Annotated in this window: 27 protein-coding genes and 1 tRNA gene; 15 read left to right on the top strand and 13 right to left on the bottom strand. The window is 63.3% G+C overall.

The window, feature by feature from the left end; translation table 11 throughout:
• The first annotated feature begins 30 nt into the window (after nucleotides 1–30).
• The 7 genes from BM046_RS06720 (at nucleotide 31) to yghU (ending at nucleotide 6,134) form a co-directional block, all read left to right on the top strand.
• Nucleotides 31–615 (top strand): TMEM165/GDT1 family protein, encoded by a 585-nt coding sequence (locus BM046_RS06720; protein WP_090538253.1) that lies wholly within the window; start codon nucleotides 31–33, stop codon nucleotides 613–615.
• Nucleotides 616–858: 243 nt separating this feature from the next.
• Nucleotides 859–1,038 carry a DUF2292 domain-containing protein gene (locus tag BM046_RS06715; protein ID WP_090538251.1) on the top strand — a complete coding sequence of 60 codons (180 nt, stop codon included), beginning with the start codon at nucleotides 859–861 and terminating at the stop codon, nucleotides 1,036–1,038.
• A 216-nt stretch (nucleotides 1,039–1,254) separates the two neighbouring features.
• Nucleotides 1,255–2,271 carry a sulfate ABC transporter substrate-binding protein gene (locus BM046_RS06710; RefSeq protein ID WP_218150007.1) on the top strand — a complete coding sequence of 339 codons (1,017 nt, stop codon included), beginning with the start codon at nucleotides 1,255–1,257 and terminating at the stop codon, nucleotides 2,269–2,271.
• A 103-nt stretch (nucleotides 2,272–2,374) separates the two neighbouring features.
• Nucleotides 2,375–3,205, top strand: coding sequence for a sulfate ABC transporter permease subunit CysT (gene cysT / locus BM046_RS06705; RefSeq protein ID WP_090538426.1), 831 nt, complete (start codon nucleotides 2,375–2,377; stop codon nucleotides 3,203–3,205).
• A gap of 10 nt (nucleotides 3,206–3,215) precedes the next feature.
• On the top strand, nucleotides 3,216–4,106 hold the full coding sequence (gene cysW / locus BM046_RS06700; RefSeq protein ID WP_090538247.1) for a sulfate ABC transporter permease subunit CysW: 891 nt from the start codon (nucleotides 3,216–3,218) through the stop codon (nucleotides 4,104–4,106).
• Nucleotides 4,107–4,116: 10 nt separating this feature from the next.
• Nucleotides 4,117–5,193 carry a sulfate/molybdate ABC transporter ATP-binding protein gene (locus BM046_RS06695; RefSeq protein ID WP_090538245.1) on the top strand — a complete coding sequence of 359 codons (1,077 nt, stop codon included), beginning with the start codon at nucleotides 4,117–4,119 and terminating at the stop codon, nucleotides 5,191–5,193.
• A 101-nt stretch (nucleotides 5,194–5,294) separates the two neighbouring features.
• Entirely contained in the window at nucleotides 5,295–6,134 is an 840-nt protein-coding gene (gene yghU / locus BM046_RS06690; protein WP_090538243.1) for a glutathione-dependent disulfide-bond oxidoreductase, read from the top strand.
• Nucleotides 6,135–6,644: 510 nt separating this feature from the next.
• Here yghU and zapE read toward each other — a convergent pair.
• Nucleotides 6,645–7,766, bottom strand: coding sequence for a cell division protein ZapE (gene zapE / locus BM046_RS06685; protein WP_090538241.1), 1,122 nt, complete (start codon nucleotides 7,764–7,766; stop codon nucleotides 6,645–6,647).
• 330 nt (nucleotides 7,767–8,096) lie between these two features.
• On the opposite strand from zapE, the gene BM046_RS06680 reads away from it, so the two are divergent.
• Entirely contained in the window at nucleotides 8,097–8,879 is a 783-nt protein-coding gene (locus BM046_RS06680) for a class II glutamine amidotransferase (RefSeq protein WP_090538239.1), read from the top strand.
• On the opposite strand, the gene epsC is transcribed toward BM046_RS06680, so the two are convergent.
• From epsC to BM046_RS06660, 4 genes are all read right to left on the bottom strand, one after another.
• On the bottom strand, nucleotides 8,880–9,797 hold the full coding sequence (gene epsC / locus BM046_RS06675) for a serine O-acetyltransferase EpsC (RefSeq protein WP_090538237.1): 918 nt from the start codon (nucleotides 9,795–9,797) through the stop codon (nucleotides 8,880–8,882).
• Nucleotides 9,798–9,894: 97 nt separating this feature from the next.
• Nucleotides 9,895–10,977 carry an LOG family protein gene (locus BM046_RS06670; protein WP_090538235.1) on the bottom strand — a complete coding sequence of 361 codons (1,083 nt, stop codon included), beginning with the start codon at nucleotides 10,975–10,977 and terminating at the stop codon, nucleotides 9,895–9,897.
• Between the two features lie 42 nt (nucleotides 10,978–11,019).
• A complete protein-coding gene (locus BM046_RS06665) occupies nucleotides 11,020–11,418 on the bottom strand; it encodes a PA3611 family quorum-sensing-regulated virulence factor (protein WP_090538233.1) in 399 nt (132 codons plus the stop codon).
• Nucleotides 11,419–11,508: 90 nt separating this feature from the next.
• On the bottom strand, nucleotides 11,509–12,438 hold the full coding sequence (locus tag BM046_RS06660; protein ID WP_090538231.1) for a DMT family transporter: 930 nt from the start codon (nucleotides 12,436–12,438) through the stop codon (nucleotides 11,509–11,511).
• A 178-nt stretch (nucleotides 12,439–12,616) separates the two neighbouring features.
• Here BM046_RS06660 and BM046_RS06655 point away from each other — a divergent pair, with 178 nt between their 5' ends.
• The 4 genes from BM046_RS06655 to BM046_RS06640 all read left to right on the top strand — a co-directional run bounded on the left by BM046_RS06655 (nucleotide 12,617) and on the right by BM046_RS06640 (nucleotide 17,948).
• The gene (locus BM046_RS06655) at nucleotides 12,617–13,270 is read left to right on the top strand and encodes a response regulator transcription factor (RefSeq protein ID WP_090538229.1); all 654 of its coding nucleotides are present in this window, start codon (nucleotides 12,617–12,619) and stop codon (nucleotides 13,268–13,270) included.
• 131 nt (nucleotides 13,271–13,401) lie between these two features.
• Entirely contained in the window at nucleotides 13,402–16,875 is a 3,474-nt protein-coding gene (locus tag BM046_RS06650; protein ID WP_090538227.1) for a hybrid sensor histidine kinase/response regulator, read from the top strand.
• A 27-nt stretch (nucleotides 16,876–16,902) separates the two neighbouring features.
• Nucleotides 16,903–17,625: an AzlC family ABC transporter permease gene (locus BM046_RS06645; protein ID WP_090538225.1), complete on the top strand. Its 723-nt coding sequence runs from the start codon at nucleotides 16,903–16,905 to the stop codon at nucleotides 17,623–17,625.
• Nucleotides 17,622–17,948 (top strand): AzlD domain-containing protein, encoded by a 327-nt coding sequence (locus BM046_RS06640; protein ID WP_090538223.1) that lies wholly within the window; start codon nucleotides 17,622–17,624, stop codon nucleotides 17,946–17,948. The genes BM046_RS06645 and BM046_RS06640 overlap by 4 nt, the downstream gene beginning before the upstream one ends.
• On the opposite strand, the gene BM046_RS06635 is transcribed toward BM046_RS06640, so the two are convergent.
• Nucleotides 17,939–19,126 (bottom strand): MFS transporter, encoded by a 1,188-nt coding sequence (locus BM046_RS06635; protein ID WP_177197812.1) that lies wholly within the window; start codon nucleotides 19,124–19,126, stop codon nucleotides 17,939–17,941. The two genes, BM046_RS06640 and BM046_RS06635, sit on opposite strands and share 10 nt — an antisense overlap.
• Nucleotides 19,127–19,424: 298 nt before the next feature.
• Between BM046_RS06635 and BM046_RS06630 the strand changes: the two genes are divergently transcribed.
• A complete protein-coding gene (locus BM046_RS06630; RefSeq protein ID WP_090538219.1) occupies nucleotides 19,425–20,525 on the top strand; it encodes an AI-2E family transporter in 1,101 nt (366 codons plus the stop codon).
• On the opposite strand, the gene BM046_RS06625 is transcribed toward BM046_RS06630, so the two are convergent.
• Nucleotides 20,522–21,592, bottom strand: coding sequence for a metal-dependent hydrolase (locus tag BM046_RS06625; RefSeq protein ID WP_090538217.1), 1,071 nt, complete (start codon nucleotides 21,590–21,592; stop codon nucleotides 20,522–20,524). The two genes, BM046_RS06630 and BM046_RS06625, sit on opposite strands and share 4 nt — an antisense overlap.
• Nucleotides 21,592–22,281: a crotonase/enoyl-CoA hydratase family protein gene (locus BM046_RS06620; RefSeq protein ID WP_090538215.1), complete on the bottom strand. Its 690-nt coding sequence runs from the start codon at nucleotides 22,279–22,281 to the stop codon at nucleotides 21,592–21,594. Before BM046_RS06620 ends, BM046_RS06625 begins: the two co-directional genes overlap by 1 nt.
• Before the next feature lie 163 nt (nucleotides 22,282–22,444).
• Between BM046_RS06620 and BM046_RS06615 the strand changes: the two genes are divergently transcribed.
• Nucleotides 22,445–22,535, top strand: a tRNA-Ser gene (locus tag BM046_RS06615).
• A 216-nt stretch (nucleotides 22,536–22,751) separates the two neighbouring features.
• Here the strand turns inward: BM046_RS06615 and BM046_RS16225 are convergent.
• Both BM046_RS16225 and BM046_RS06610 read right to left on the bottom strand, forming a co-directional pair.
• Entirely contained in the window at nucleotides 22,752–22,916 is a 165-nt protein-coding gene (locus tag BM046_RS16225; RefSeq protein ID WP_177197811.1) for a hypothetical protein, read from the bottom strand.
• Nucleotides 22,917–22,929: 13 nt separating this feature from the next.
• On the bottom strand, nucleotides 22,930–23,640 hold the full coding sequence (locus BM046_RS06610) for a zeta toxin family protein (protein ID WP_090538213.1): 711 nt from the start codon (nucleotides 23,638–23,640) through the stop codon (nucleotides 22,930–22,932).
• A gap of 275 nt (nucleotides 23,641–23,915) precedes the next feature.
• On the opposite strand from BM046_RS06610, the gene BM046_RS06605 reads away from it, so the two are divergent.
• Nucleotides 23,916–24,560 (top strand): LysE family translocator, encoded by a 645-nt coding sequence (locus tag BM046_RS06605; protein ID WP_090538211.1) that lies wholly within the window; start codon nucleotides 23,916–23,918, stop codon nucleotides 24,558–24,560.
• Between the two features lie 22 nt (nucleotides 24,561–24,582).
• Here the strand turns inward: BM046_RS06605 and BM046_RS06600 are convergent, their stop codons facing one another.
• From BM046_RS06600 to BM046_RS06590, 3 genes are all read right to left on the bottom strand, one after another.
• Entirely contained in the window at nucleotides 24,583–25,011 is a 429-nt protein-coding gene (locus BM046_RS06600) for a DUF3010 family protein (protein WP_090538425.1), read from the bottom strand.
• A 2-nt stretch (nucleotides 25,012–25,013) separates the two neighbouring features.
• Complete coding sequence (locus BM046_RS06595; RefSeq protein ID WP_090538209.1) at nucleotides 25,014–25,505, bottom strand: nucleoside deaminase; 492 nt, start codon at nucleotides 25,503–25,505, stop codon at nucleotides 25,014–25,016.
• 105 nt (nucleotides 25,506–25,610) lie between these two features.
• Nucleotides 25,611–26,219 (bottom strand): TetR/AcrR family transcriptional regulator, encoded by a 609-nt coding sequence (locus BM046_RS06590; protein ID WP_235818582.1) that lies wholly within the window; start codon nucleotides 26,217–26,219, stop codon nucleotides 25,611–25,613.
• Nucleotides 26,220–26,309: the final 90 nt, after the last annotated feature.

Genomic DNA, 26,309 nt, shown 5'->3' with positions numbered 1-26,309 from the left:
CAGTCAACCCGCCCTCGTAATGGAATATCCGTGGAAGCCTTCTTCGTTTCGACCGGGGTAGTCACGCTGGCAGAGATCGGCGACAAGACCCAATTGCTGGCGCTGCTGCTGGCAGCCCGTTTCCGTCGGCCATGGCCGATCATCTGGGGCATTCTGATCGCCACCGTGGTCAACCACGCATTGGCCGGTGCCGTCGGCCAGCTGGTCAGCGAACTGCTCAGCGATGCCTGGCTGTACAGTCTGGTGGCCGTCAGTTTCCTCGCCGTGGCGGCCTGGACCCTGATTCCGGATAAGCTCGACGACGATAACACCCCGCCGATCAGCCGCTACGGCGCCTTCATGGCGGCGCTGGTGGCCTTCTTCCTCGCCGAGATGGGCGACAAGACCCAGGTCGCCACCGTGGTCCTGGCCGCCCAGTTTGACGCCTACCTGTGGGTGGTGATGGGTACCACGCTGGGCATGATGCTGGCCAACGTGCCGGTGGTGTTTCTCGGCAATGCTGCGGCGGGCAAACTGCCGCTGGGGCTGATCCGCGTGGTTACCGCCATGCTGTTCCTGGCGCTGGGGCTGTATGCGGGGTGGATGGCCTGGACGCATATGACTGCGGCGGGGTGAGTGTTGCTCTCCCTGGGAGCGTCGAGCACCAGCTCGATGATAGGAGTCAGCCGGCACGCGTAGGGTATCGGGCCGAATCCGCAGGACGAGCTGGTGCTCGTCCCTCCCGGGTCTAATTTTGTTATTCGAAAAAAGAATATACAAGTTCCAAAATAGTATTTTTCGCTATATCAATTTCCCCTCTAATATCTCCTCCGTCGATACCCCAGGTATCCAGCCCAACCCGCAAACGGAGCAGAGAACATGTCAGCAACAACCCAACTGCATGCGGCGGTGGACGATCAGAAGGTAGTGGCCGTCATCACTGAAGCGCTGCGAAGCATTCAGTTCGGTGCAGTGGAGATCACCCTGCACAACGGCCAGGTGGTGCAGATCGAACGGAAGGAAAAGATCCGTTTCCAGCCCCCGACCCGAGCGTCCTGACACCCGACCACGGGACAGTCCAACTCGCATTTTCATTACTGCCGACTGGATCACCAGAGGTGGCTTACAACATGGATCACATGGAGAGCCCCATGACACGGTGTGCCCTGAACAGTCAGACCAGCTCCTGTAGAAATCTGACCGCACGAATGTGCCGGTAACAGGAACGACTCGGCCCGACTTCACATGAAACAGATTTCTACGAGAGTAATGAAAATGAAAAACATCCTGAAAAATACCCTGGCGGGCGCACTGGCCACCCTGATTGCGGGCTCCGCTCTGGCAGCTGACATCAACCTGCTCAACGTGTCCTATGACCCGACCCGTGAGCTGTACCGTGAATACAACGCGGCCTTCAGCAAGTACTGGCAGGCCGAGACCGGGCAGAGCGTCAATGTGCGCCAGTCCCACGGTGGCTCCGGCTCCCAGGCCCGTGCGGTGATCGACGGTCTTGACGCCGATGTGGTTACCCTGGCGCTGGCCTATGACGTGGATGCGCTGCGTCAGCACGCCGACCTGATCCCGGAAAACTGGCAGAGCCGCCTGGCAAACAACAGCTCGCCCTACACCTCCACCATCGTGCTGCTGGTGCGCAAGGGCAACCCGAAGAACATCAAGGACTGGGATGATCTGGTCCGTGACGACGTGGAAGTCATCACCCCCAACCCGAAAACCTCCGGCGGTGCCCGCTGGAACTACCTGGCCGCCTGGGGTTATGCCCTGAAGCAGAACGGCGGTGATGAGGAGAAGGCCTACGAGTTCGTGCGCAAGCTGTTCGCCAACGTGCCGGTACTTGACCCGGGTGCCCGTGGCGCGACCAATACCTTCGTGCAGCGTGGACTGGGTGATGTCTTCATTGCCTGGGAAAACGAGGCCTACCTGTCGGTGGAGCAGCTGGGCAAGGGTGAGTTCGAGATCGTGGTGCCCTCGGTGAGCATCCTGGCCGAACCGCCGGTGACCGTGGTGGACAAGAACGTCGACCGCAAGGGCACCCGTGAGGTTGCCGAGGCGTACCTGCAGTACCTGTACAGTGAGGAAGCCCAGCGGATTGCCGCGCGCAACTACTACCGCCCGAGCAACCCGGAGATCGCCAGGGAGTTTGCCGACAAGTTCGTCGATGTCGAGCTGTTCCGTATCGATGACGTGTTTGGCGGCTGGGAGAAGGCACAGAACGATCATTTCAACGACGGTGGCAAGTTCGACAGCATTCTGGAGAGTCTGACCAAGCGCTGAGGCGCAGGGTCCCGGCTGCCGCAGGAGCGCGGCAGTCGGATACACCAGCTGTTTGATGGATGCCAACCCGGACGCCAACGCCCGGGATCATTTCGAGGTGAACATGTCTACTGCCACCAGAAAACGTAGGGTCATACCCGGTTTCGGGCTGACCATGGGCTTCAGCCTGCTGTATCTGGGTTTCATTTTCCTCATCCCCGTCGGGGGCCTGCTGCTGTACACCTCGATGATGAGCTGGGAGGACTTCTGGAGAGCCGTCAGCCATCCCCAGGTCGTGGCCTCCTACAAACTGTCCTTCTCCGCTTCCCTGATCGGCGCCAGCATCAATCTGGTGTTCGGTGCGCTGGTCGCCTGGGTACTGGTGCGTTACAGCTTCCCGGGCAAGAAAGTGGTCGACGCCCTGGTGGATCTGCCCTTCGCGCTGCCCACGGCGGTAGCCGGGATCGCGCTGGTCACCCTGTACGCCTCCACCGGGTGGGTCGGTCAGTACCTGACCATCTTCGGCATCAAGGTCGCCTATACCCAGCTCGGGGTGGTGGTCGCGCTGACCTACATCGGACTGCCCTTTGTGGTGCGTACCGTGCAGCCGGTGCTGGAGGACCTGGAGGCCGAGCGTGAGGAAGCCTCCGCCAGCCTGGGCGCCAGCCGCTTCACCACCGTCCGCCGGGTGATACTGCCGTCGCTGCTGCCGGCACTGCTGACCGGCTACGCGCTGGCCTTTGCCCGCGCCGTGGGCGAGTACGGTTCGGTGGTATTCATCTCCGGAAACATGCCCTATCGCACCGAAATCACGCCGCTGCTGATCGTCGCCAAGGCCGAGCAGTACGACTATCCGGGTGCTGCCGCCATCGGCACCGTGATGCTCATCGCGGCCTTCCTGTTGCTGCTGCTGATCAATGGTCTGCAGTGGTGGACCCAGCGTCGCGGACTCTGAGGACGACCCCATGACGACACAGACACTTGTACATGTGGCCAATCCGGAGCTGGCCGCGCGCTGGCGCCGCGCCACCGAGGAGCCGGCCTGGGTGCGCTGGACCCTTATCGGCGTTGCGCTCACCTTCCTTGCCCTGTTTCTGGTACTGCCGCTGGCTGTGGTGCTGTACGGCGCCTTCGAGCAGGGCCTGCAGGTCTGGTGGGCGGCGATCAACGAACCGGATGCACTGGCGGCCATCCGCCTGTCGCTGATGGTGGTGCTGATAGTGGTGCCCATCAATCTGGTATTCGGTGTGGCGGCGGCCTGGGCCATCGCCAAGTTCGAGTTCCGCGGCAAGCCGATACTGATTTCGCTGATCGACATGCCCTTTGCCATCTCGCCGGTGGTGGTGGGCCTGATCTTCGTCATCCTGTTCGGCTCCCAGGGCTGGCTGGGCCCCTGGCTGGCCGCCCATGACCTGCGCATCATCTTTGCCGTGCCGGGCATCGTCATAGTGATCGCCTTCGGCACCCTGCCGTTCATTGCCCGGGAGCTGATCCCGCTGATGCAGCAGCAGGGCAAGGAGGAGGAAGAGGCTTCGCTGACCCTGGGCGCCAGCGGCTGGAAGACCTTCTGGTACGTGACCCTGCCGAACATCAAGTGGGGACTGATCTACGGCGTGATCCTGTGCAACGCCCGCGCCCTGGGCGAGTTCGGCGCGGTGGCGGTAGTCTCGGGACGCATCCGTGGCGAGACCAACACCATGCCGCTGCATATCGAGGTGCTCTACAACGAGTACATGTTCACCGCCGCCTTTGCCGTGTCCTCGCTGCTGACCGGCCTGGCGCTGGTCACCATCGCGGTCAAGAGTTTCATCGAGTGGCTGGACGAGCGTCAGCGCCCGGCCGGCGACAGTCATTGAGAGAGCCGACATGAGTATTGAAATCGATCAGGTAAACAAGCGTTTCGGTGATTTTGTCGCCGTCGACAATGTCAGTCTCAGCCTCAATGACGGCGAGCTGACCGCGTTGCTGGGGCCGTCCGGCTCGGGCAAGACCACCCTGCTGCGCATCATTGCAGGGCTGGAGCAGCCCGACAGCGGACGCATCCGCTTCCACGGCCAGGACACCACCGACCTGCACGTGAGTGATCGCGGGGTCGGCTTCGTGTTCCAGCACTACGCCCTGTTCAAGCACATGAGCGTGTTCGAGAACGTCGCCTACGGGCTGACGGTCAAGCCGCGCAGCCAGCGGCCGAGCAAGGCCGAGATCCGCCGCAAGGTCATGCACCTGCTGGAGATGGTGCAGCTGGACTGGACCGCCGACCGGCTGCCGTCGCAGCTCTCGGGTGGGCAGCGTCAGCGTATCGCCCTGGCCCGGGCGCTGGCAGTGGAGCCCAGGGTGCTGCTGCTCGACGAACCCTTCGGCGCGCTGGACGCCAAGGTGCGGGCCGAACTGCGCCGCTGGCTGCGCCGTCTGCATGACGAGATCCACGTCACCAGCGTGTTCGTCACCCACGATCAGGAGGAGGCACTGGAAGTGTCCGACCGCGTGGTGGTGATGAACAAGGGCAGGGTGGAACAGGACGGCAGCCCGGAGGAGGTCTACGATAATCCGGCCAACCCCTTCGTCTACGAGTTCCTGGGTAACGTCAATCTGTTCCACGCCCGGGTGCAGGATGGCGTGGCACGTATCGGCAACCTGAATTTGTCGGCACCGGAGTATGCCGGCCAGCGCGAAAGCCGGGCCCTGGCCTACGTCCGTCCCCATGATATCGAGGTGCTGGGCGAACGCCGTGAGGATGCGCTGCACGCGCAGATCGAGCTGGTTTCGGTGGTCGGCCCCACCGTGCGCCTGGAGCTGCGCACCGACAACAGCGAGAACGTGGTGCAGGCGGAACTGAGCAAGCACCGCTACCGCGAACTGGGACTGGTGCAGGGCGGCGATGCCTGGATCCGCCCGGTGAACAGCCGGGTGTTTCTCGAGGACGGTGAGCTGCAGGCCGGCTGATCTGTTCCCCGGCCGGTGGCCTGTGCCGGCGGCCGGGGGTACCATGCTTCCCAAGAGTGTTGCCGGTCGATACCCGACCGGGCGCAAACCGGGAGGATCAGATGAGCAAAGACAGCTACGTACCACCACGGGTCTGGACCTGGGACAAGGACAACGGCGGCCAGTTTGCCAGCATCAACCGGCCCATTGCCGGGGCCACCCACGAGCGTGAGCTGCCGCGTGGCAAGCATCCGCTGCAGCTGTATTCGCTGGCCACGCCCAACGGGGTCAAGGTCACCATCATGCTCGAGGAGCTGCTGGAGGCCGGCTTCAGCGAGGCGGAATACGACGCCTGGCTGATCCGCATCAGCGAGGGCGATCAGTTCGGCAGCGGCTTCGTCGAGATCAACCCCAACTCCAAGATCCCGGCGATGCTCGACACCAGCATGGACCCGCCGCTGCGGTTGTTCGAGTCCGGCTCCATCCTGCTGTATCTGGCGGACAGGTTCGGCGCCTTCATTCCGCAGGACATCCGTGGTCGTACCGAGTGCCTCAACTGGCTGTTCTGGCAGATGGGCAGTGCGCCCTTCGTCGGCGGCGGCTTCGGTCACTTCTACGCCTACGCGCCGGAGAAGTACGAGTACCCGATCAACCGCTACACCATGGAAACCAAGCGTCAACTGGACGTGCTCGATCGGCAGCTGGCCAACAACCCCTATATCGCCGGGGACGAGTACAGCATCGCCGACATGGCCATCTGGCCCTGGTATGGCGGCATAGTGACCAACCAGGTGTACGGCGCCGCCGAATTCCTCGATGCCGAGAGCTATACCCACCTCATGCGCTGGGCCGAGAAGATCGCCGTACGGCCCGCAGTACAGCGCGGCCGCAAGGTCAACCGTACCTGGGGCGAGCTGGACGAACAGGTGCCCGAACGGCACTCCGCCGAGGACTTCGACTAGTTTGTTGTAGGAGCACCCGCCCCGGGTGCGAAGGGTGTAGGCTCGGTGGTTGGGGTTTGGCTCCGCTTTCGCACCGTGGGCGGTGCTCCTACATAAACCAGAGCCGGCGCAGGACCCCGGACGGTACCCGCCCCGGGTGCGAAGGGGGCGGGCTCGGTGGTTGGGGTTTGACTCCGCTTCGCACCGTGGGCGGTGCTCCTACAGGAAACCGGGGCTGGCGCAGGACTCGGGAGGGTAGGAGCACCCGCCCCGGGTGCGAAGGGGGCGGCGGGCTCGGTGGTTGTGGTTTGACTCCGCTTTCGCACCGAGGGCGGTGCTCCTACAGGAAACCGGGCTGGCGCAGGACCCCGGACGGTACCCGCCCCGGGTGCGAAGGGTGTAGGCTCGGTGGTTGGGGTTTGGCTCCGCTTTCGCACCGAGGGCGGTGCTCCTACAGGAAACCGGGGCTGGCGCAGGAGGCCGGACGGTAGGAGCACCCGCCCCGGGTGCGAATGCGGGCGTACGCGGGGGCTACCGGGTCTGGAATCGCACCGACTGCATTTCCCGCAGGCGGCTGAGGGTGCGCTGGAAGGGGAAGGTGAGGGCGCCCTGGGTGTACAGCTCGTCCAGGGGCACTTCCGCTTCGATGTACAACGGCACCCCACGGTCGTAGCACTCATCCACCAGACCGATCAGCCGGCGCACGCTGTCATCCTGCTTGGACAGCGGAGGCAGCACCCGGTCGCCGGCCTGCACCTGCTCCACGGCATCCTCCGTACCCCGGGCGATACGCACTTCCCGGGCAGGCGCGCTCAGGCGCGGGACCTTGCCCAGCAGCACTGCCGGAAAGCGATCGCACAGGTCGATGAAGTCCATCGCCGCCAGGGGCCTTTCGCACAGCTCGTCGAAATCGAACCACACAGCTCTGGCGCAGTGGTATCTGGGCCTGACCAGCTGGTGATTCAGCTCGATCGGCTCGTAGTTGCTGTCGATACCCTGGCTGAGCCGGCGGAAGGTCCTTTCCAGCGCCTCCGGGTCCTTTACCCAGTAACGCTGGACCTGCTCGGCCGGGTGCAGGCGGTGGTCCTGGCCCCCGTCCACATTGATAACCTGCATGTGCTTCTTGATGGCATCCAGCGCCGGCAGCAGACGTTCGCGGTTATGGCCGTGCTCGTACAGGCGCTCCGGAGGGATGTTGGAGGTCAGCACCAGCACCAGTCCCTCATCGAACAGGGTGATGAACAGCCGTCCGAGGATGCTGGCATCGCCGATGTCATTGATGAACAGCTCATCGAAGCACAGCACCTTCACCTCGGCGGCCAGTTCCCTGGCGATCACCTTCAACGGATCGACCGTGCCGGTCAGCTCGAACAGGCGCCTGTGCACCCACTGCATGAAGTGATGGAAGTGCTGGCGCCGACTGGGCACCTGCAGGCTGCGGTGGAAGATGTCCATCAGCCAGGTCTTGCCCCGGCCGACCGGGCCCCACAGATAGAGGCCACGGCCCTTCAGCCGCCCCTTGCCGTGGAGTTGCTGCTGCAGCTGGTCCAGGGCCAGCGCAGCCTGTTTCTGGGCCGGGTCTTCGACGAAGCCCTGTTCAATGGCGGCCTGCCAGCTCTGCAGCGGGCCGGGAATCTGGGTAAGTGCATTCATGGGGCGCTATGGTCGCCCAGGGCGGGAATAAAGCCAAGCGGATCCGGATTGCAGGTAACGCAGCCCGGCAGAGCCGACGGCCGCCCGCACCGGGCGGACAGCCGTGGCTGCAGGTTACTCCTCGGGCGCGAGGAAGTTGACCGCCATCATGGCCATCGCACGGGTGCCCACTACCAGTGGACTCTCATCGCCGAAGAACGCCGGATTATGGTTGGGCGCGTGCAATGCAGGTCCCTGGCGGTCCCGGATGAGATTTTGCAGTACCATTCCGTTGAAGGTTGACCAGTCTAACCAATAGAAGTCCCGAGGTTTTGTCGGGGGAGTAACTGAATGTGTGAATTGATGGGCATGAGCGCCAATGTACCCACGGATATCTGTTTCAGCTTTTCCGGGCTGATGCAGCGCGGTGGGCGTACCGGTCCGCATTGCGACGGCTGGGGAGTGGCCTTCTACGAGGGGAGCGGGGTGCGCTGCTTCCATGATCCGGCGCCCTGTCACAGCTCGGCCATTGCCCAGCTGATCGAGAGCTATCCCATCAAATCCGAAAACGTCATCTGCCACATCCGCCAGGCCAATGTCGGACGGGTCACTCTGGCCAACACCCATCCCTTCACCCGGGAGCTGTGGGGCCAGTACTGGACCTTCGCCCACAACGGGCAGATCAATGACTTCGCAGCGGGGGAGGGGCCCTTCCAGCCGGTAGGCAATACCGACAGCGAGGCCATCTTCTGCGATCTGCTCAACCGCCTGCGGGCGCGTTTCACGCAGCGCCCGAGCCAGCAGGAGATTCTCGACTGCCTGACCGGCGCTTGCGCCGATTACGCCCGGCGCGGTGTCTGCAACCTGCTGCTGAGCAACGGCGAATGGTTGTTCAGCCTGTGTACCACCAAGCTGTCCTGGATCACCCGCCGGGCGCCATTCGGCCCGGCGCAGCTGCGCGATGTGGAGATGGTGGTGGACTTCCAGGAACACACCACGCCCAATGACGTGGTGACGGTGATCGCCACCGAGCCGCTGACCAGTAACGAGCAGTGGAATACCTGCGAGTCAGGGGAGTGGCGCCTGTGGCAGGGTGGCGAAACCCTGCAACAGGGCAATGTCCTCAAGGGTTGATCAGTCGGTGCAGGGCCGGTTCTTCAGGCTGGCCTGGGACACGTTGCTGCCCGGCGGCAGACTGCGGGTAACCCAGACATTACCGCCGATGATGGAGCCGGCGCCTATGGTGATGCGCCCGAGAATGGTCGCCCCGGCATAGATCACCACGTCATCCTCGACGATAGGGTGGCGTGGCTGGCCCTTGAGCAGCTTGCCCTCGTCATCCGACTCGAAGCGCTTGGCACCCAGGGTCACCGCCTGATAGATGCGTACCCGCTCGCCGATGATGGCGGTTTCGCCGATCACCACACCGGTGCCGTGATCAATGAAGAAGCTCGATCCGATCCGGGCACCGGGGTGGATGTCGATGCCGGTTTCCGAATGAGCCAGTTCACTGATGATCCGCGCCAGCAGGGTCAGGCCCTCCCGGTACAGCAGGTGCGCGAAGCGATGATGGATGACCGCCAGCACGCCGGGATAGCACAGCAGCACCTCGTCCACCGACTGGGCCGCCGGATCGCCGCGGTAGGCGGCCATCACGTCGGTATCGAGGATACGCCGCAGGTGCGGCAGTTCGGCGGCGAAGCGGCGCACTATGTCCCGTGCCTGCTGCAGCAGATCATCGGGATCCAGCGGATTCTTGCGATGGGTGTGGCGCAGCTCCAGCATGGCCTGTTGCAGCAGCAGGTTGAGCGCCTGATCCAGGGTGTGCCCCACATAGAAGTCTTCGTTGGCCTTGCGCAGATCCGCCGGCCCCAGCCGCATGGGGAACAGGGCTCCGGCCAGGGATTCGACTATGCTCTTCATCGCCGTACGCGACGGCAGCTCACGGTCGCCCGGCTCGTGGGTTCGTCCCTGGGCGCTGCGCCATTCGGAACGGGCTTCGCGCAGCTGCTCGACGATGGTATCGAGCTGCCAGTTGTGGTCGTAGGTCATTTTCTCTCGTTTCTTCGTCGAAAACGTCCCATGGTAGTCACTCCGCAGCGCGGCGCAAAGGGGCGGCGGGTATCTGTTTCGCCCACGCGGGGTTGCGTCAGCGCGGGTCGATCTGGTTTTCCGGCCGGTTCAGCTCGTCGATCAGTTCGCGCAGCCGGCCCTGGGCCCGGGCGTTGAGGGCGAAGGTCAGATGCGCCAGGTGCTGCAGCTCCGGATCTTCCAGAGCCGGCTCGGCAAAGGGCTTCTGGGTAAAGCCGCCACTGGAGCAGATATCCGTGAAGCGGGTATTGAGCATGTCCAGCGCTTCGGGCGTGAGCGGGCGATTCAGGCGGATCAGGTACTGATCGTTGTGCCAGCGCGAGGAGTGGTAATTGCTGTAGAAGTGCCGGATGCGGTCCAACGCCTGCTCCGGCGAGTCCACCTGCTGCAGCAACTTCAGGTCGCTGGCCAGAATGTAGCCCTCGGCCAGCAACTGATGGTGAAAGAAGTCCAGCAGCGCTGACCAGTAGCCGCCGCCGGGGACGTCGAGCAGTATGATCGGCACCATGGGGCTCTTGCCGGTCTGCACCAGAGTCAGCACTTCCAGGGTTTCATCCAGGGTGCCGAAGCCGCCCGGGCAGAGGACGATGGCATCTGCCTCGCGTACCAGAAACAGCTTGCGCAGGAAGAAGAAGCGGAACGGCATGTCATGTGACGTGCCGGCCACCACGCGGTTGGGCTTCTGCTCGAAGGGCAGGGTGATATTGAAGCTCAGGCTGTTGTCCAGCTCGGCGCCCACATGCACGGCCTCCATGATGCCGCCTCCACCGCCGGTGATAGCCATGAAGTCGTCCTCGGCCAGCAGCCGGCCCATGTGCCGGGCTACGTTGTACAGCTCGCTGTCCACGGGCGTGCGCGCCGATCCGAATACGGTGACCTTGCGCCGCCGCTTGAACTGCTCAAGCCGCGCAAACGCCTCCTCCAATTCGCGGATGGTGTGGCGCATGATCTTGGCGTCCCAGCGGTTGCGGTCAGCCTGGGCCATGCGCACTATGCTCAGGAGCATGTCCTGATACAGCTGGCGGTTGTCGCTGCGGCCGTGGGCCAGATTCAGCAGCTCCTCAACCTTGCCCTGCAGGCCGGTACTCCCGGTCTGCCAGTGGCGGCCGAGATAGTCTGCCGCGTGGGTGTCCTCTGACATGCTTGTCCCTTGTGTACTGCTTTCGGATTTCATCTGAACAGGCTACATCGCCTGGCAGTGATCCGCCACGAAGCTCTGGGTCAGTATGGGCTGCTGGGTGTCGGTCAGCACGAAGTGATAGGTGAGGGTGGCGCCCATGTCCAGAAGCCGCCGAAAGCGCTGATCGGCACAGACGCTGGCCTGGAGCTGACTGCGCACCAGCAGGGGCTCGCTCTGCATACGGGTGGCGTAATCGGCATCGACACTCAGATGATTCACCAGCTCCCTGCCCTTGGCGCTGAAGCCTTCATCGGTGATGTGCTCGTTCACCTGGCGGGGCGTGTCCTTGCTGCTTTGCTGAGCCACGGTACGCAGCGTCTCCTCCAGTCGGGTATCACGCAGAGAAACGGAGTGGGCCGGCAGGGCAACGAGAACAGCGAGTACAGCTATCAGATAACGCATGGGGTCTCCCATCGGGGGCGGTTGCAGCTTGTGGATTACCACTGTGACCATGCAGGGGTGCACAGGTTCTGCATGGCAGCAGAGTTTTTTTCAGGCCTCCTGTGCCCGTCCCCGCTGAGCCTGTCTCTGCTGCCGGCGCTGCTGATAGATGGGCGCCAATTGGGCCACCAGCATGCCGCAGAGCATCAGACTGCAGCCGATGAGGCCGCGCAGACTCAGCATCTCGCCGAGAATCAGCCAGCCGGCCAATGCTGCAAACACGGCCTCAAGACTGAGAATGATCGCAGCATGGGAAGCGATGGCGTCCTTCTGGGCCACCACCTGCAGGGTGAACCCTATACCCACTGCGAGAATACCGCCGAAGGCAATCGCCGGGGCTGCCAGCAGTATTGCCGTGAGGTCTGTTTCCTCCAGGGCGGCTGCCAGCATCAGGCTCACCACAGCACATACCGCGAACTGGACGAAGGAGACACGGACCGGATCATAGCGTGATGCCAGCATCCCTACCAGCAACACGTGCACAGCCCAGCAGGCGGCGCTGGCCAGCTGCAGCACGTCACCCAGCGCCACGCGGTAGTCCGCGGTGACGCTCAATAGCAGCATGCCGGCCACTGCCAGCAGCGCGCCGCACCAGGTACCCAGACCGCTGCGCATGCCGATGACCAGACCGAACACCGGCACCAGGATCACATAGAAGCCGGTGATGAATCCCGAGTTGGTGACCGTGGTGAACAGCAGGCCGATCTGCTGCAGGTTGATGCCGATGGTCAGCACCGCGCCGAGCAGCATGCTGCCCAGCAGCATGGGGCGGCTGAAACGGCGGTGCGCCTGCTCGGCGCCGCTCGGGCGGGCCAGCAGTACCAGCGGCAGTATCACCAGACAGCCGAGGGCAAAGCGCAGTCCGGTATAAAGGAAGGGGCCGATATGCTCCATGCCCAGACTCTGGGCCACGAAGGTGGTGCCCCAGATCAGGGCGGTCAGCAGCATCAGGGCATCGGCCCGGAGGGTACGGCGTTTCATCGAGTTCTCAAGTCCGGCGAAAAGCCGGGATTATGCGCCCGGCGTGGCAGGAAAGACAGTGCCGCCAACCGGCCGGGCCCGCGGCTTGGTTGACGGTTGGGGCCACCGGTGTCAGGCTTGTAACCCTGACATGATGGCTCACCTCGATACAGTCTGATAAGCGGGCAGGAAGCAAGGCATGGGGACAACCTACGAGATTCTGATCGCCGATGATCACCCACTTTTCCGTAGCGCGTTGTTTCAGGCACTCAACACCGGTCTGAACGGGGATATTCGTCTCACCGAAGCCGGTTCCATCGCCGAACTCCAGTCACTGCTGGAGCAGCGCAGCGACTGGGATCTGGTGCTGCTGGATCTGAACATGCCCGGTGCCCATGGCTTTTCCGGACTGGTGCTGCTGCGCAGCCAGTTCCCCCAGATCCCGGTAATCGTGGTCTCCGCCCAGGAAGAGGCGGCGGTGGTGCGCCGCGCCCGTGACTTCGGGGCCAGCGGCTTCATCCCCAAATCCTCCAGTCTGGAGATCATACAGAGCTCGGTTCAGGATGTGCTGGACGGCGATACCTGCTGGCCGTCCCAGGTCGATGATCAGGTATCGCCGCTGAGCAGCGAACAGGAAGCCATCAGCAGTCAGCTGGCCAGCCTGACGCCCCAGCAGTTCCGGGTGCTGAGCATGGTCTGCGATGGCCTGCTGAACAAGCAGATCGCCTATGAATTGCAGGTATCCGAAGCGACCGTCAAGGCCCACGTGACTGCCATATTCCGCAAGCTCGGCGTGCGTACCCGTACCCAGGCGGCGCTGGCGCTGCAGCAGATGGAACTGTCGCGCTCATAGCAGCCCATCGCGGGGCGGTAAACACGACGGCAGGGCGGTGCGCTTCGACTTAGGTCTGGGGGGTAACGTATGGGAAAAATGATCGTCGCCTGCCAGACTATGCCGCCGTTACACGAGTTGAGATCCACCCCATGATGCTCTCCGGTGGGCTGGTTGCGTCCACGTTCCTCATTTACATAGCTTGCCTGTTCGCCATCGCCTTCTGGGGGGATCGGCAGACCGGGGAGTTCGGCCCGCGTCTGCGTGTGTGGGTCTACAGCCTGTCGATTGCCGTCTGGTGTACCAGCTGGACCTTTTTCGGCGCCGTCGGCATGGCCGCCGGTCAGATCTGGGACTTTCTGCCGATCTACATCGGGCCCATCATCCTGTGTTTCTTCGGCTGGCGTCTGATCGCCCGCATGCTCGCCATCAGCAAGCAGGAGAACATCACCTCCATTGCCGACTTCATCGCCTCGCGCTACGGCAAGTCGCAGGGTCTGGGCGTGATCATCACGCTGATCTGTCTGATCAGCGTGCTGCCCTACATCGCCCTCCAGCTCAAGAGCATAGTGCTGGGCTTCAACCTGCTCACCGGCACCGGCGTATCGCTCACCGGCGGCGACAGTCGCAGTCCCGAGGAAACCGCGCTGGTGGTGACCCTGCTGCTGGCGCTGTTCACCATCCTGTTCGGTACCCGCAGCCTGGATGTGACCGAGCACCACCGGGGAATGATGCTGGCAATTGCCTTCGAGTCGCTGGTCAAGCTGCTGGCCTTCATTGCGGTCGGTATCTTTGTCACCTTCATGCTGTTCGGCGGGGTCACGGATCTGTTCGACCGGGCACTGAACAGTCCCGAGCTGACGGACTACTGGCAGCGCGAAACGCTGCATCTGAACCTGGTGTTCCAGACCTTCATTGCGATACTGGCGTTTCTCTGTCTGCCTCGGCAGTTCCAGGTTGCGGTGGTGGAGAACATCCGCTCCGGGGACCTGCGCGTGGCGCGCTGGGTATTCCCTGCCTATCTGCTGCTGGCCGGCATCTTCGTGATACCGATCAGCCTGGCCGGGCAGCTGAACTTCGGCACCGGCATCACACCGGATTCCTATGTGATCAACCTGCCGCTGTTCGAAGGCAGACCGATCCTGGCGCTGGCGGCGTTTCTCGGCGGTGCCTCGGCGGCCACCGGCATGGTGATTGTGGCGGCCATTGCCCTGAGTACCATGGTGTCCAACGATGTGGTCATGCCGCTGCTGCTGCGCCATCGCAAGCAGCAGAAGCGCTCCTATGAGGAATTCCGCGGCTGGATGCTCAACCTGCGCCGCAGTGCCATCCTCATCATCCTGCTGCTGGCCTATGTGGTCTACCGGCTGATCGGTTCCGCCGGCAGTCTGGCCAATACCGGGCAGATCGCCTTTGCCGCCATCGCCCAGCTGGCCCCGGCCATGTTCGGTGCGCTGATCTGGAAACATGCCAACCGCACCGGCGTTTATGCCGGTCTGTTCGTCGGCATGAGCCTGTGGTTCCTGCTGCTGGTACTGCCGCTGCTGGGCATTGCCGCGGAGGGCGACTGGCCGGTGCTGAGTCGCCTCTACGAGGATGCCTTCGGCCTGCCGCTGGATGCCATCACCCTGGGCAGCATCATTGCCCTGAGTTGCAACTTCCTGATCTTCGTGGTGGTGTCCATGGTCACCCGTACCCGGGTGGTGGAGCACTGGCAGGCCAGCCGCTTCGTCAGCCTGGATGACGAGATGGACCGTGGCCCCAGCCGGGCCATGCTGCGGGTCACAGTGGAGGACCTGCTGATGCTCGCCGCCCGCTTCATCGGCGAGGAGCGTGCGCGGGCCGGCTTCGAGCGCTTTGCCGAGGCCCAGGAAGTGCCCTTCAACCCCGCCCAGGTGGCCGACAGCAACTGGATCACCCAGACCGAGCGTCTGCTTGCCGGGGTGCTGGGGGCTTCCTCGGCGCGGGTGGTGGTGAAGGCGGCGATCGAAGGCCGGGACATGCACTTCGAGGATGTGGTGCGCATCGTCGACGAGGCCTCCGAGGTGCTGCAGTTCAATCGTGGCCTGCTGCAGGGCGCGATCGAGAATATCACCCAGGGCATCAGCGTGGTGGACAAGGAGCTGCGTCTGGTGGCCTGGAACCAGCGCTATCTGGAAATGTTCCAGTATCCGGAGGGGCTGATCACCATAGGTCGGCCGATTGCCGATCTGATCCTGTGCAATGCCCGGCGCGGCCTCTGTGGTCCGGGCGACCCTTACATGCACATGGAAAAGCGCGTGAACTGGATGCGCCGCGGCACGGCCCACCGCTCCGAGCGTCTGTTTCCCTCCGGGCGGGTGATCGAGATCATCGGCAACCCCATGCCCGGCGGCGGCTTCGTCATGAGCTTCACCGACATCACCGCCTTCCGCAAGGCCGAGCAGGCGCTCAAGGAAGCCAACGAGAGCCTGGAGCAGCGGGTGGCCGAGCGTACCCGGGAACTGTCCGAACTGAACCAGGCGCTGACGGTGGCCAAGGCACAGACCGAGCAGGCCAGTCAGTCCAAGGGGCGCTTCCTGATGGCGGTCAGTCATGACCTGATGCAGCCGATGAACGCTGCGCGGCTGTTCTCCGCCTCGCTCATGCACCAGGCCAACCTGCCGCCGGAGGCCCAGCAGCTGGTGCGCCATCTGGATACCTCCCTGCGCTCGGCCGAGGACCTGATCTCCGACCTGCTGGACCTGTCCCGGCTGGAGTCCGGGCGAATCATCCCCGAGTGGAGCGACTTCGTGCTGACCGAGTTGATCGAGCCCCTGCGCATCGAGTTCGGTGCACTGGCTTCGGAGCAGGGCGTGGACCTGCGGGTGCACAGCAGCCGGTTGCGGGTGCGCAGTGATATCCGTCTGCTGCGCCGGGTATTGCAGAACTTCATGACCAACGCCTTCCGCTATGCAGGCAATTCCCGGGTGGTGCTGGGCATGCGTCGTCTGCCGGATGCGGTGCGCATCGAGGTCTGGGATCAGGGCCCGGGCATCCCGCGGGACAAGCTGCAGACCATCTTCGAGGAATTCCAGCGTCTGGATAACCACCGCACCCAGGCGGAGAAGGGGCTGGGCCTCGGGCTGGCCATCGCCGATGGTCTGTGTCGGGTGCTGGGTCACGAGCTGGCGGTACGTTCCTGGCCGGGCAAGGGCAGCGTGTTCAGCGTCACCGTGCCGGTGGCGCGCTACGACCGCAACCCGCGCAGCGCCCGCACGCCCAGCGTGCCCGTGCTCAGCGGCGCCCAGATACTGTGCATCGACAACGAGGCGACCATCCTTACCGGCATGCAGAGTCTGCTCAGCCGCTGGCAGTGCAATGTCGCCGTGGCCCGCGACGGCGCCGAGGTGCAGGCGGTGCTGGAACGCGGCTTCGTGCCGGAGCTGGTGCTGGCCGACTACCATCTGGATAATGGCGACACCGGCCTGGAGTTGATGGGCTGGCTGCGCGAGCAGATCAATCCGGAGTTGCCCGGTGTGGTCATCAGCGCGGATGGTCGTAACGAGCTGGTCACCCAGATCCGCCTGCACGGGCTGGACTACCTGCCCAAGCCGGTCAAGCCGGCGGCGCTGCGGGCCCTGATCAGTCGCTACGTCAGTCTGTAGAACCCTCTGAGATGTAACGGGAGCAGAATGTCATCTTCTCGGCAGTTCCTGCTGGGCATGCGGGACACCATCCCCATGCTGGTCGGCGCCGTCCCCTTCGGCATTGTCTACGGCACGCTGGCGGTCGCCTCGGGCCTCAGCGTGGCCGCCACCCTGGCCATGTCCCTGCTGGTGTTCGCCGGCTCGGCGCAGTTCGTCGCCGCCAGTCTGGTGGCCAGCGGCACCAGCCTGACGGTGATCCTGCTGACCACCCTGATCGTCAACCTGCGGCACCTGCTGTACAGCGCCAGCCTGCTGCCCTTCGTCCGCCATCTGCCGCAGCGCTGGCGGGCGCCGCTGGCCTTCTGGCTGACCGATGAGAGCTTTGCCGTGGTGCACCGGCACTACCTGCTGGATGACAGTCCGGTGGAGCGCAAGCACTGGTACTTCCTCGGCTCCTGCCTGGCCATGTACAGCCTCTGGTTCGCCTGCACCCTGATCGGCGTGTTGCTGGGTCAGGCGCTGCCCAGCCTGGGCGACTGGGGCCTGGATTTCGCCATGATCGCCACCTTCATCGGCATAGTGGTGCCGCTGCTGCGCAACCGGCCGATGATCGTTGCGGCGCTGGTGGCCAGCGCGGTGGCGGTCGCCGCCCACGGTCTGCCGTACAAGCTTGGACTGATGCTGGCGGCGCTGCTGGGTGTCTGTGCCGGTGTGATCAGCCAGCGCCTGGCCGAGCGCGGCAAGCCGGCGCAGGAGGAGGCGGCATGAGCAGCTTCGAGATCGGGCTTATCCTGGGTATGGCGATCATCACCTTTGCCATCCGCTATACCCTGTTTGCCGTGGGCCACCGGGTGCGCTTCAGCCCGCTGGTGGTGCAGGCGCTGACCTATGTGCCGGTCGCCGTGCTGTCAGCCATCGTCGTGCCGGTGATGCTGATGCCCGAGGGAGAAGGGCTGCAGCTGTCTTTGCACAACCACTATCTGGTCGGCGGAGTAGCCGCCATTCTCATCGCTGCACGCTGGCGCAATCTGCTGGCGACCATTGCCGGCGGCATCCTGTGCTTCTTCCTGTGGCGCTGGTTCTACGGCTGAACCCGCCGGCGGGTGCACATCAGCGCGACGGCGGCCAGTGAGATCAGCACGGTGAACCCCAGCATGCTGTTGACCATGCCCAGCCGGTCGCTGGCAAAACCCAGCCCCAGCACCACGGTGGCCATGGTCAGGTAGGCGGCGAGATAGAACGCCGAGGTCATGCCGCCGCGCTCGGCCGGCGGTGCCGAGCGGGCAATGGTGACGGTGGCGATCACACCTATGGTGCCGGCGCCGGTTGCGGTCATCACCGTGGCCAGGGTGAACAGCCAGACCGAGCCCAGCAGAACGGCGCCGGCCATGGCGGCCAGACCCATGATCAGCAGCAGCGGACCGGCAAGGATCAACCGGGTGAGCGGCTGGCGCTGGGCGGCAAACTGGGTGATGCCCGCCACCAGCTGCCAGCCGGCAGCAAACAGCCCGGCCAGCGCCAGATCACTGACACCCGCCAGTTCCCGCGCCATGCTCGGACCGAGCGAAGAATAGAGGCTGCCGGTGGACCAGGCCAGGCAGATGGCCGAGGCGGCGAAGACGAACACACCCAGCAGCGGACGCGGCACCTTGATCGGTGTCGGCCGCCATTTGCGCAGCCGGAAATCCGGGTGGCGCTGACCAAGCCCCGCCGGCCAGGGCGCTTTCAGCAGCAGTATCAGGCACAGCAGCACCAGAGCGATGACTACCAGAAAGGGCCAGACATGGGCATGGCTGGTCCAGCGCAGGGCCAGCGAGCTGGTGGTCGGCCCCAGGGACGCGCCCAGGGTAAAGGCCAGCGCCGCAAAGGTTGCGCCCCGGGCCCAGTTGCCATCGGTCATCATTTCCACCACGGCTGCGGTGGCGGCTCCGGTCACCAGGCCGGTGCCGATGCCGGTAATCAGTCGCGCCACGCCCAGATGGTTGATGTTGCCGGCGAACATGAACAGCGTCGAGCCCACCAGAATGAACAGCAGCCCGGGAATCACCATCTGCCGGCGCCCGATCTGGTCGGACAGCGAGCCCATGGTCAGCAGTGTCAGCACCACGCCCAGCACGTACACCGAAAACACCGCCGTCAGCGCAGTGGAGGAAAAGCCCCAGGCCTGCTGCCACACGGCATACAGCGGTGTCGGCAGGTGGCTGGCGAAGATGGTGGTGAAGATCGCCAGCAGGCAGGCGCCCATTGCGAGGCGTGGCGACTGCATCATCGGCAGGCAGCAGCCGGCAGAGGCTGCGGGGCAGGGAAGGGGCTGGGCATACCTGTACGGTCTCCTTGTGGCCTGCACCGGGCAGGGCAGGTTGTCCGGCATGGGCGAGGGCCTGCCATTATCGCAGATCCCGCAATAGCATGAACATCACAGCCAGTATCAGGATCGCTTATGCACAGGCGCGGCACTTGTGTATAAACAGCATGTAAAAGTCTTTGGATCACGGCCTGCAATGCGGCTGTTATGATGTGCAGGTTACGGCCCGGACCGGGTCAGCCACGGACAATGAAGGGAGCACATGAGCACACCCCCACCCCCATCGATAGTCCCGGCGCAATCAGCGGCGCGCTGGCTGCTGCTGCTGGTGATCGTCGCCGGCATCTACTTCTTCCATGGTTTCATCGTCCCGGTTCTGGCGGCACTGATCGTCGCCTTCGCCAGCTGGCCGCTGTACCAGCGCCTGCTGCGCCTGTGCGGCGGCAGTCGCTCGCTGGCGGCGGCCATCGCCATTCTGGTCATTCTGCTGGTACTGGTGGTGCCCCTGACCATGGCCCTGTCCTTCGCCCTCAGGGAGGCCCAGAGCTGGGTCGCCTGGTTGCTGGAGGCCAACCGCGATGGCGCGCCGGTACCCACCTGGATCGCCGCCTTGCCCTTTGCCGGCGAATGGCTGGCGATCCAGTGGAATGACTACCTGAACCACCCCCACGCCATCAGCGAGATCATCCAGATGGCCAGTGGTCAGCACCTGGGCAACATCTCCCGGGTGATCATGACCATGAGTGGCAAGGCCTTCTCCCTGGCGCTGGCGCTGCTGTTCATGCTCATTACCCTATTCTTCCTGTACCGCGACGGGCACCACCTGGTTGCCCAGCTGGATCGGGTCGGGGAGGGCGTACTGCCGGCGCGCTGGCAGCGCTTCTCGCGCATGGTGCCGGCCACGGTTACCGCCACCGTCATCGGCATGGGTCTGATCGCCATAGGCGAGGGCATAGTGCTGGGTATCGCCTACTGGATCGCCGGCGTACCCTCCCCGGTGGCCCTGGGGGTAATCACCGGGGTCATGGCGCTGATCCCGGGTGGCGCGCCACTGGCCTTTACCCTGGTGTCGCTCTACCTGGTGGGCAGCGGCAACGTCTTTGCCGGCGTGGCGCTGTTCATCTGGGGGGCGGTGGAACTGTTCATCGTCGACAAGACCATCCGCCCGTCGCTGGTCGGCGGCCCGATCAAGCTGCCCTTCCTGCTGACCTTCTTCGGTCTGATCGGCGGGGTCACCACCATGGGTATCGTGGGGCTGTTTGTCGGCCCGGTGCTGATGTCGCTGCTGCTGGCCATCTGGCGCGAGTGGGTGCACAACGGCGACCCCCAGGTGCTGGTCACCGCCCTGCAGGACAAGAGCTAGTCGGCAGACTCGCTCACCGGTGCCCTGGCCAGCGCACCGGCAAGCCGGCCGATGGCAATGGGACGATCCTGACTCAGCGCCCGATCTCGCAGGGCCAGCAGATCCGCCAGCGGCGGCCGGCCCATCGGCCATTGTTCGACCGAGCTGATCAGCTGCACGTCCCCTTGCTCATCCTGCTCGGCGAGGGCGAAGCGGAAAGGGTGATAACCGGGCATGCCCAGGCGCAGATCCGTCACTACCCACTGGCCATCAATCAGGTCATAGCGCAGCAGATCATTGGTAAACCAGCGCAGCCGCGCATGCTGTGGTGACTGCTCCAGCGCCTGCTGGCCCTCACTGGCCCGGCGGGGAAGCCGCTCCAGCTCCATCGGACGCTGATCAAACCAGCTGACCAGCCCCTCGTAATAATCGTCCCCATCCACCGCCATCACCCGCCAGAGCATCGTATTGAAGGGTGTCGCGGCAACAAAGGTAGACTCGGCCTCGATGCCCCGCGCCGCCAGTGCCTGCTCCAGACGTTGCCCGGCCATCTGCTGACCGATCAGGGTGCTCCCCAGATACAGACTGCTCAGCAGCAGGGCTACGGACTGGGCACGCAACCAGCCGGTCCGATGCAGGCCGAACAGCAGCCCGCCCAGCACCGCCAGCAGCAGCGGAATGGTGTACAGCGGATCGATGATGAATATGCTGGAGATTGCCACCGGCGGCGTGCTCAGCGGCCAGAACAGCTGGGTGCCGTAGGTGGTAAAGGCATCCAGCAGGATATGGGTGGTCAGCACCAGCCAGATACACAGCCACAGGCGCATCGCGCTGTAGCCGGGGTGCGGACGATAGCGGCGCACCAGCCAGGCCAGCAGCACGCTGGCCGCCGCCGTCACCAGCAGGGAATGGCTGAATCCGCGGTGATAGGTCATGTTGGCCACGGCATCGCCGTAGTCGATGACCACATCCAGATCCGGCAGGGTGCCCAGTGCGGCGCCGTACAGCAGCGCCTTGCGCCCCTGCCAGCGGCCCAGCAGCGCCCCCTGAACGGAGGCGCCGAGTACCGCCTGGGTTATGGAATCCATCAGAGGTTGTGGTGCTTGTCTTCGTCGATCGCCCAGTCCAGCAGCTCCAGCAGACCCTTGCGGGCCTTGAGCTTGGTCTTGCGGTGGGCTGTCATGTTCAGCTGGGTCAGCTGGCGGGCTATCGCCATTGCCTCGGCCTCCAGCTCCTCCGCCGGCACCGCACGGTCAAGGAAGCCCGCCTCCACAGCCTGCTCGGGGGAGAACATCTCGGCATTGATCACCGAGCGGTTGAAGGCACTGTTGGTCAGCCTGGCCCGGGCCAGCTCGATGCCGGCATGGTGCATGGTCATGCCGATGGCAACCTCGTTCAGACCGATCTTGAACGGACCCTGCACACCGATGCGGTAATCACAGGACAGCAGCAGGAAGGCGCCCTTGGCGATCGCGTGGCCGGTGCACACGGCAACCACGGGGTAGGGGTGGGCAAGCAGACGACGGGACAGGGAGGAACCGATGCTCACCAGGCCTTTCGCCGCCTCAGGGCTGGCGGTCATGACCTTCAGGTCATAGCCACCGGAAAAGATCCCCGGCTTGCCCGAGATGACCACCACCGCACGATCCTGCTCGGCACGATCCAGCGCCGCATTGAGCGCCTCGAACACTTCCGGCGACAGGGCATTGGCCTTGCCATTGTCCAGACCCAGACGGGCAATACCGTCGGAAAAACTGTAGGAAACCAGTTCACTCATCACAAAACCCTCGTCGTTGGAAGCTACAGGCGCATCCCGGCCCGGTCTGGCAGTGTACCAGCAAATAAATGACTGCCGAGTCTGCAAATAGGGTTTGCCAAACCGCTCTGGTTTGGGTACATTAGCGCGCCTCGGAACTGGCAACGTCCAGTGACGGGAATCCGGAGAGGTGTCCGAGTGGTTGAAGGAGCACGCCTGGAAAGTGTGTATACGTTAATAGCGTATCGAGGGTTCGAATCCCTCCCTCTCCGCCAGACAAACGAAAAAGCCCAGCTCATGCTGGGCTTTTTTGCTTTCCGGTGCAGGGCGGGTGAGAACCCTCGTGGTTCGACCGAATCGAATAATCCCGCCCTCGCCGCGCGGGCAGTTTCACGCTCAAACGACCTGCAAGCTTTTGCAGACTGCCATCCGCAGTTTCGCAGACACAAAAAAGCCCACGCGACGGTGGGCTTTCCAATAAAGGCTGAAGGTCAGGCTTTTCTGCTGGCGGCCTCAAGGATAGCGTACTGGCGCTGTGACGCGACCGCGATCACCTTGCTGTATACGCGCTTCTTGTCTCTCGACTTGGTGTTACGCAGAAAGTCAGAGAGCGGGGACGAGGAAGCCAGTGGTTCTTTGGCTCCAAACAGTTTCATGCTCAACACTCCGTTACGGTAGGCGAAGCTCCAGATCTTCGCGGGTGTAGCGTTCTGGGACGTGATGATCAATGCGATCCACGTTATCCCTGTAGAACTGTAAGCTATTGTCCAGATTCTTTACGATTACGTCTACGACAAGCTGTTGGCCGAATTCGTTTTTCAGACGATTAACCGCATCTCTGGCAGCAAAGTACTGATGTATGAAATGCGCCTTTGGAATACGCCGCCCTTCTGTCGCCTCGCGAGCCTGTACGAACCTCCATGCCAGCAGCGGATCCTGGTACACATAAAGAATGAGGATTTCGCGCCCTCTACCGAGACAGCGCTGGATGTTGCTTAATGCCTTCGCGTAATTGCTGAGCGTTCCGTCCAGGATAAAGCTCTGATTCTGCGTGAGTGCAAAATCAAATACTTTTTCCACTAGTACACTGACCGCACTCTGGAAAATCCACGCATTGGATCCATCATAGCCAGCGAAACGTTCCCTGTATTTATCAGGGTCGATCAGCAAGACCGGGGCACCTCCTCCACGGGCCAGTTCGTCTGCCAATGATTCTGCGACCTCCGTTTTACCTGCTCCGGGAGAGCCGGCCATGAATACGGTGACGGGATTTTCCTCTGGCGGGAATCTTTGCTTATCAGTTTCTGCTTGGGCAAAAAGCTTCTTGTTGCGCTGCGCCCAGTGCAGGGCGGATCTGCAAAGCTCGTCCTCATCTGTCATTGTGCTGTTTCTTGCCTCTTCAACATTGAAAGAACCATAGCTCCCACCTTGCTGTTCGGGGCGCGTTCAAGCGTCTCGCGATCATGGGTCGGCGCTCAGTATTACATCTCTCGCACCGCGTGAATGCGAAGGCAGTCCCACTGCTGGCATTAAGGCAGTAGTCCTTGGCGGGTCACCACTCCCCCGAGCCGGTTAAAATGACATCAGGCTTTATCCCCCAGCCCCATCGCCCTAAAATCCCCTGATCCCACCCATCCCAACCCGGAGCCTCCCCGATGTTCGACATAACCAGTCTCTGGCTCTTCATCGTTGCGGTCTTCCTGTTGTCCATCACCCCCGGCCCCGACCTGGCCTATGTGGTCGGGCAGAGTGTGGCGAACGGGCGGCGTGCCGGAGTGATTTCGGCGGCAGGGGTGGCGCTGGGCAGCTGTACCCACGCCCTGGCCAGTGTCGTCGGGCTTACGGCGCTGATTGCTGCCTCGCCCACGCTGTTCAATGTAGTGAAGCTGGCCGGTGCGCTCTATCTCATCTATCTGGGTAGCAGGTTCATCCTCGGCACCTTCGGCAAGGAGCAAGCCGACGACCCAGAGCAGCCCCGGATCAGGCCCGAAGCGAGCCTGAGGGGTCTGCTGACCAGAGGCTTCATCACCACCCTGACCAATCCCAAGGTGCTGCTGTTCTTCGTTTCCTTCTTTCCACAGTTCGTGGTGCCGGGCGGCGAGCATCAGGTGGAGTCCTTCCTGCTGCTGGGGGTGGCCTATACCCTGGTGGCCTTTCTCACCGATGCGACCTTTGCGCTGCTGGCAGGCAGTGCAATGGGCGTGGTTTCCGGGAACCGCAGGCTGCAGAAGCTGATGGACCGTATCGTGGGTACGGCCTTTATCGGGCTGGGTATACGGCTGTCGCTGACCCAGCGGTGATCACCGCTGGGCCTGAGCGGCTTCAATCCTTGAAATGACCCGCGTAGGCGGTGAGAAAGGCTGCTTCCTGAAACTGCTTCAGCCCGGTGTCGGCAAAATGCACCGGCAGCGGGTTCGCCGCGAGAATGGACTTGATCTGCGTGGCTGACAGCAGCTCCACCTCATAATCCGCGGGGATCAGCTGGATCGTGGCTTCCAGCTTGAAGCTGATCGCGCCACCGGCGAACTTGCCCTTCTGCAGCCGCTCCTTGATCACTACCCTCTGCACCTTGTAATCCCCCAGAAACTGCACCAGCTCCTTCTGGAACGCCAGCAGATCCTCGCGGGTGTGGCCCTTCTTCAGGGTCAGCTTGCGTGTGCGGCTGTCCGGCAGGTTGAACAACCCATCGTCCTTATCAAGCAGGCACACCACTGCATCATTACCGGTCAATTCAATGCCACAGATACGCATGCTCATTCTCCAATCCTGCGCTGTTGATGAAATTGTCTGTGCAACTCGTGAACCCTGGCGGCCAGCTCTTCGTCCGGCCCTGCGACAGGCGTATCCGAGATGACGTCGCCGATAGGCAGCGACCGCACCCGGGGAGCCGGTACGCCCAGCTCGGTCAGCCAACGGCCCAGCTGCGCGCTGGAGCTGGCATAGACGATGCGCCCCAGCCTGACCCAGCCATGAGCGGCCGCACACATGGGGCAATGCTCGCCCGAGGTATATACCGTGGCACCGGCTCGGTCCTCGGGGCTCATGTTCTGCGCCGCCCAGCGGGCAATGGCGAATTCCGGATGCTGAGTATGATCACCACTGGCAACCCGGTTGCGATCCTCGAACAGCACCTCTCCCTGAGCCGACACCAGCACCGAACCGAAGGGCTCATCGCCAGCGGCCAGTGCTTCCGCCGCCAGTTCAATGCACCGCTGCAGGTGCTTGCGATCCTGCTCATTGATCATGGTATTTCTCCATCAGACGTTGCCGGCCCATAAGGCAGACCGGTTTGGGATGAGGCTGCCACGTATTCAAAGCGGCAGCCTGCGGGGAAGGGCGCCCCTGGCAGATCAGGCTACGCCGAGTGCTCGCCAGGCCGCCTCGGCCAGTGTCTCACGGTAAACCCTTGGGCTGCTGGCAACTCTGCCTGAGAGCCAGGCCCTGCAGTAGCTTTCCGCCGGGCCAATGATCAGGGAAGGAACCAGCTCGTAGGGTAGGCTGGTCAGCTTGTCACCTGCACATGCTCGGGCGAACCACTCCTGCAACTGCTGGTTCCGGGCCCGGTTTCTTGCAACCAGTTCTTCCTTATGGGGACCGTTGGCAACCACAAAGCGGGCGTTGAACTGATAGCGTGCCCACTCGGGCTGGTCTGCAACCCAGTCAACGTAGCTCAGAACCAGGGCGCTTACTCCGTCTCGGGGCGTCTGCGCGGTTGCAAGATATTGCTGGCGAAGGGAGGCCTGATCCTCCATGGCGGCGAATAACAGAGCCGCGACCAGGCCCTCCTTGTTGCCAAAATGGTGGTAGATGGCCCCGACACTGGTGTCGCACCCGCTGCGAATCATCTCGATGGTTGTCGCTTCGATACCCTGCGCGTTAAAGCACTCAAGCCCTGCGCGCAGGATGGCTCTCTTGAGTTCCGCCCGCCTGCCGGGATAGCTACGCTCCAGAATATCCATCTACCGCATCCAAGTGATCAGAAGACGCCATGTTACCTCGCCGGACTCCGCGCGTGCAGCATTGACGCTGCCATGTGTACAGAATATAGT

Source organism: Halopseudomonas formosensis, from assembly GCF_900115905.1.
Lineage (GTDB): Bacteria > Pseudomonadota > Gammaproteobacteria > Pseudomonadales > Pseudomonadaceae > Halopseudomonas > Halopseudomonas formosensis.
The sequence above is the reverse complement of the archived record's forward strand: the minus strand, read 5'-3'. Positions and strand labels throughout refer to the sequence as shown.

What these genes read in the sequence shown, in the direction of transcription:
- BM046_RS06715 (WP_090538251.1), top strand. Translation starts at nt 859, where the DNA reads ATGTCAGCAACAACCCAACTGCATGCGGCGGTGGACGATCAGAAGGTA.
- BM046_RS06710 (WP_218150007.1), top strand. Translation starts at nt 1,255, where the DNA reads ATGAAAAACATCCTGAAAAATACCCTGGCGGGCGCACTGGCCACCCTG.
- cysT (WP_090538426.1), top strand. Translation starts at nt 2,375, where the DNA reads ATGTCTACTGCCACCAGAAAACGTAGGGTCATACCCGGTTTCGGGCTG.
- cysW (WP_090538247.1), top strand. Translation starts at nt 3,216, where the DNA reads ATGACGACACAGACACTTGTACATGTGGCCAATCCGGAGCTGGCCGCG.
- BM046_RS06695 (WP_090538245.1), top strand. Translation starts at nt 4,117, where the DNA reads ATGAGTATTGAAATCGATCAGGTAAACAAGCGTTTCGGTGATTTTGTC.
- yghU (WP_090538243.1), top strand. Translation starts at nt 5,295, where the DNA reads ATGAGCAAAGACAGCTACGTACCACCACGGGTCTGGACCTGGGACAAG.
- zapE (WP_090538241.1), bottom strand. Translation starts at nt 7,766, where the DNA reads ATGAATGCACTTACCCAGATTCCCGGCCCGCTGCAGAGCTGGCAGGCC.
- BM046_RS06680 (WP_090538239.1), top strand. Translation starts at nt 8,097, where the DNA reads ATGTGTGAATTGATGGGCATGAGCGCCAATGTACCCACGGATATCTGT.
- epsC (WP_090538237.1), bottom strand. Translation starts at nt 9,797, where the DNA reads ATGACCTACGACCACAACTGGCAGCTCGATACCATCGTCGAGCAGCTG.
- BM046_RS06670 (WP_090538235.1), bottom strand. Translation starts at nt 10,977, where the DNA reads ATGTCAGAGGACACCCACGCGGCAGACTATCTCGGCCGCCACTGGCAG.
- BM046_RS06665 (WP_090538233.1), bottom strand. Translation starts at nt 11,418, where the DNA reads ATGCGTTATCTGATAGCTGTACTCGCTGTTCTCGTTGCCCTGCCGGCC.
- BM046_RS06660 (WP_090538231.1), bottom strand. Translation starts at nt 12,438, where the DNA reads ATGAAACGCCGTACCCTCCGGGCCGATGCCCTGATGCTGCTGACCGCC.
- BM046_RS06655 (WP_090538229.1), top strand. Translation starts at nt 12,617, where the DNA reads ATGGGGACAACCTACGAGATTCTGATCGCCGATGATCACCCACTTTTC.
- BM046_RS06650 (WP_090538227.1), top strand. Translation starts at nt 13,402, where the DNA reads ATGATGCTCTCCGGTGGGCTGGTTGCGTCCACGTTCCTCATTTACATA.
- BM046_RS06645 (WP_090538225.1), top strand. Translation starts at nt 16,903, where the DNA reads ATGTCATCTTCTCGGCAGTTCCTGCTGGGCATGCGGGACACCATCCCC.
- BM046_RS06640 (WP_090538223.1), top strand. Translation starts at nt 17,622, where the DNA reads ATGAGCAGCTTCGAGATCGGGCTTATCCTGGGTATGGCGATCATCACC.
- BM046_RS06635 (WP_177197812.1), bottom strand. Translation starts at nt 19,126, where the DNA reads ATGATGCAGTCGCCACGCCTCGCAATGGGCGCCTGCCTGCTGGCGATC.
- BM046_RS06630 (WP_090538219.1), top strand. Translation starts at nt 19,425, where the DNA reads ATGAGCACACCCCCACCCCCATCGATAGTCCCGGCGCAATCAGCGGCG.
- BM046_RS06625 (WP_090538217.1), bottom strand. Translation starts at nt 21,592, where the DNA reads ATGGATTCCATAACCCAGGCGGTACTCGGCGCCTCCGTTCAGGGGGCG.
- BM046_RS06620 (WP_090538215.1), bottom strand. Translation starts at nt 22,281, where the DNA reads ATGAGTGAACTGGTTTCCTACAGTTTTTCCGACGGTATTGCCCGTCTG.
- BM046_RS16225 (WP_177197811.1), bottom strand. Translation starts at nt 22,916, where the DNA reads ATGAAACTGTTTGGAGCCAAAGAACCACTGGCTTCCTCGTCCCCGCTC.
- BM046_RS06610 (WP_090538213.1), bottom strand. Translation starts at nt 23,640, where the DNA reads ATGACAGATGAGGACGAGCTTTGCAGATCCGCCCTGCACTGGGCGCAG.
- BM046_RS06605 (WP_090538211.1), top strand. Translation starts at nt 23,916, where the DNA reads ATGTTCGACATAACCAGTCTCTGGCTCTTCATCGTTGCGGTCTTCCTG.
- BM046_RS06600 (WP_090538425.1), bottom strand. Translation starts at nt 25,011, where the DNA reads ATGCGTATCTGTGGCATTGAATTGACCGGTAATGATGCAGTGGTGTGC.
- BM046_RS06595 (WP_090538209.1), bottom strand. Translation starts at nt 25,505, where the DNA reads ATGATCAATGAGCAGGATCGCAAGCACCTGCAGCGGTGCATTGAACTG.
- BM046_RS06590 (WP_235818582.1), bottom strand. Translation starts at nt 26,219, where the DNA reads ATGGATATTCTGGAGCGTAGCTATCCCGGCAGGCGGGCGGAACTCAAG.